Origin of the sequence: Ruegeria sp. (assembly GCF_028066395.1) — a bacterium.
Classification (GTDB): Bacteria; Pseudomonadota; Alphaproteobacteria; order Rhodobacterales; family Rhodobacteraceae; genus Ruegeria.
The window spans coordinates 1-3,191 of sequence record NZ_JALCBM010000120.1; the positions used below are offsets into that span (position 1 = coordinate 1).

Here is a 3,191-nt window from a genome sequence, read left to right on the forward strand (position 1 = left end):
GCCCCGCAAGCCACGTGCCGAATCCATCGTGCCGATGATCAACGTGGTGTTCCTGCTGCTGATCTTCTTTCTGATGACATCAAACCTGGCCCAACCCGACCCGTTCGAGGTGACCCCACCCAACGCCATGTCGGATATCGAGCCCGAGGTCGAACGCATTCTTTACGTTGATAAAACCGGCAGGACCGCGTTTGAAGAGGCCGAAGGCCCCGCCGCCCTGACCGCGATTGCAACCGCGGCGGAGACAGATCAGGTCATCCAGATCCGTGCTGATGCGGAACTGGAGGCGAAAGAACTGGCCCGGCTGTTGCAGGACCTGTCCGCAGCGGGCCTGTCCCGCGTCGAACTGATCGTGATCGCGCAATGAAACGGGGGCTGGAAATCGCCGTTTTTGTCCTCCTCGCCGGGGCAATCCACCTGCTGGCCTTTGCGCAGCGCCCCCTGTCCGGCGTTCGCGCGGGGGGCAGCGGAGGTGCGGCGGTGGTCTCGATCGAAGCCGCCGCCCAGACCGTTGTCGACATGGTGCAATCTTGGGAGCGTCCGCCCGAAGTGACGCAGGTCACCCAGCAAAACCTGACCGCGCCGTCAGCGCCGCCAGATATCCCCGCAGCGCCACAGATCGAACTGCCTCAGGCCCCGCGCGCCGCATTGAAACTGGCGCTTGCACAACCGCAAGAGGCGGACGCGTTGAACCTTGAGACCACCCCGCCCCCACCCCCTCCTGAACCAAAGGCCAAGACAGAGCCGCGCCCCGAACCCAAGCAGCAGGAAAAACAGCCGGAACAGGGGCAAAAGGCGCAGCAGACATCGGCCGCGCGGAATAAGGAGGTCGCGGCAGGAACCGGTGGGGCCGCGCATGCCGGTCAGGGCAGTGACAATGTCTCGGTCGGCGATGCAGGGCAAAAGGCCGAACTGCTGAGCGTTTGGGGTGCGCGAATCCGATCCCGCATCGAACGGAACAAGCGCTATCCCCGCGGGACGAACAGCAATGGAGACATCAAGATCGAATTGACAGTGGCTCGGGACGGGCGACTGCTGGGGTACCGGATGCGGAATTCATCGGGATATGCCGAGCTGGACCAGGCGGCAATGGATGCTGTCGCCCGGGCGAAACGCTTTCCCAAAGCCCCCAAGGCGCTGACGGGCAATAGCTTTTCCTTCTCTGTGGTGATCCGCATGGGGCCATCCGGGTGATGCCGTAAAGCCTGAAGAGCAAGGCGTTCAGGCCCTGAGCGTGGCCCCCCCATCGACCAAAAGATCGGCCATCGTGACATGCCCGGCCTGATCGGACAGCAGGAACATCGTCGCGGCGGCGATATCTTCGGGCCGGGCGAGTTTGCCCAAGGGGATGCCCGTCTTGTGGATGTCCAGATCGCCGCGAATAACCGTTGCGGCCCCGGTTGCATCCGCCCACATGCCTGTCTGCATCGGGGTTAGGGTCGAACCGGGTGCCACGATGTTGCAACGAATGCCCTTGTCGGCAACCTCAAGCCCCAGACAGCGCATGTGCATATGCAACGCCGCCTTGCTGGCCGGATAGGCCCCCATATTCAAGCGGGGGATATTTGCCGCGTTCGAGCCGATGGCAACAATCGCACCCCGTCGATGCGGCAGCATGGCCCGGGCCAGCGCGGTGGTCACGAAGAACCCGCCATGCAGGTTGACATCTACCACATGCCGCCAGTCCTCGGGCGATGTCTCGACCGTGGCCGCGCTGCCCAGAATGCCGGATGCAAAGACGCCATGGCGGATCGGGCCGATCTCGGCCCCGGCCTGTGCGACCTTGTCCGCAACCGCCTCCGGCTCGGTGACGTCCAGGGGTGCCCAGGTGACGTTCGGTTCGGAAGCGCATTCGGGAAGGGCTGCAGCCAGATCCGTTGCGAATACCCGCGCGCCTGCCTCGGCCAGTGCTGCGACGATGGCCCGACCGATGCCACCCCCGGCCCCAGCAACAAAGGCCCCCTGCCCTTGGAAACCCGTCAACCGCATGACGGAGCCGTCAGCGCAGTCAGGGCCTGATCCGTGGTCACGACACGTCCGGCGCAATTGGCCACCCATTCGACAGCCATGCTGTGCTTTTCCGGCGAAAAATCTGCCACGGCGTCAGCCACGAAGAACGGTTCGATATCGCGCTGAAAAGCCTCGGCCACGGTCGCAAGACAGCCGATATGGGCGTAGATGCCCGTGACGATCAACTGATCCCGGCCCCGCGCCCGCAGCAGATGTTCAAGATTGGATCGCTGGAACGCGCTGTAGCGATGCTTTACCAGCCGGATGTCGTCGGGTTGGGGCGCAAGTGGAGCGACAATATCCTCATGTTCCGGGATGGCCTGCATGCCCGGCCCCCAAAGCGCCCTTTGCAGGCCCCGGTCATTGGGCAACTGATTGCCCTTTTGCGCGGTGTAGAACACCGGAATCCCCGCGGCCCGAGCCTGCCGGGCCAGCGCCGCAATGTTCCCCGTGGCAGCCCGTAAAACCGACCCCTCCCGATCCAGCGCATCTGTCCCATAAGCCGCGCAAAAATAGCGCTGCATGTCATGGATCAGCAGTGCCGCGCGGCCCGGCTCCAGTTGAAATGGCGCGCGCGGCGCGGGCCAATCGCCGGGCTGCGGCAGCGGATAATCGGCAATCTTGGGCAAAGACATGGTTGATCCTTCTACGGCTATTGGGATGCGAGCGGAGGGTTGGGCCAAAGCCGGGCCGGTGCCATAGTCACGGCCCTGCCGTGGCAGGAAATCGTCGCAAATATGTGCTGGGGGCGCTCAACCAGAATGCGAATTCGCAGCCGGGTCGGCGGTGGCCTGTTTGTCTGACGTTCTTCTGACCAATTCCTTCCGGAATGGCAATCCCATTACCGGGGAATTAGGGTCGCAAGTGGTTGTGAAACTACCATGGCGTGTGCAGCCAATTGTTGATGAGCGTACCATTGCTGAAGCCGATTCCGCACATCCGTTTGACGGAATGCTGCTGATAAAAAAACGCAAAACCGCGAGATATCGCCGAAAATCCCTGTCGCTCTCAATTAATGAGATTGCCCCAAGATTTCCATGTTTCAATTGACACTTATGCATGCATCACATCGAAACGAATCAACCTTTAGATGAAAGACCGCTCACAATGCCCGATGGTACATTCACAGATTTCCTCTCGGCCTTGCTGGCCTTTGAATCCGGCTGGGACAGGGACAGATA

The 3,191-nt window shown here is 62.0% G+C and carries 5 protein-coding genes; 3 read left to right on the plus strand and 2 right to left on the minus strand.

The window, feature by feature from the left end; translation table 11 throughout:
- Positions 1–367, plus strand: a 367-nt coding sequence (locus tag MPJ51_RS21370) for a biopolymer transporter ExbD (protein ID WP_298391023.1), incomplete at its 5' end; no start/stop codon positions are given.
- On the plus strand, positions 364–1,194 hold the full coding sequence (locus MPJ51_RS21375) for a TonB family protein (RefSeq protein ID WP_298391025.1): 831 nt from the start codon (positions 364–366) through the stop codon (positions 1,192–1,194). The genes MPJ51_RS21370 and MPJ51_RS21375, both read left to right, overlap by 4 nt.
- A 27-nt stretch (positions 1,195–1,221) precedes the next feature.
- On the opposite strand, the gene MPJ51_RS21380 is transcribed toward MPJ51_RS21375, so the two are convergent.
- Positions 1,222–1,989 (minus strand): SDR family oxidoreductase, encoded by a 768-nt coding sequence (locus MPJ51_RS21380; RefSeq protein WP_298391027.1) that lies wholly within the window; start codon positions 1,987–1,989, stop codon positions 1,222–1,224.
- Entirely contained in the window at positions 1,980–2,645 is a 666-nt protein-coding gene (locus tag MPJ51_RS21385; protein WP_298391029.1) for an isochorismatase family protein, read from the minus strand. Before MPJ51_RS21385 ends, MPJ51_RS21380 begins: the two co-directional genes overlap by 10 nt.
- Positions 2,646–2,805: 160 nt before the next feature.
- Here MPJ51_RS21385 and MPJ51_RS21390 point away from each other — a divergent pair, with 160 nt between their 5' ends.
- Positions 2,806–3,060, plus strand: a complete 255-nt coding sequence (locus tag MPJ51_RS21390; protein ID WP_298391031.1) for a hypothetical protein — start codon at positions 2,806–2,808, stop codon at positions 3,058–3,060.
- Positions 3,061–3,191: the final 131 nt, after the last annotated feature.

Coding starts and splice junctions, on each gene's coding strand:
- MPJ51_RS21375 (WP_298391025.1), top strand. CDS start 364: ATGAAACGGGGGCTGGAAATCGCCGTTTTTGTCCTCCTCGCCGGGGCA.
- MPJ51_RS21380 (WP_298391027.1), bottom strand. CDS start 1,989: ATGCGGTTGACGGGTTTCCAAGGGCAGGGGGCCTTTGTTGCTGGGGCC.
- MPJ51_RS21385 (WP_298391029.1), bottom strand. CDS start 2,645: ATGTCTTTGCCCAAGATTGCCGATTATCCGCTGCCGCAGCCCGGCGAT.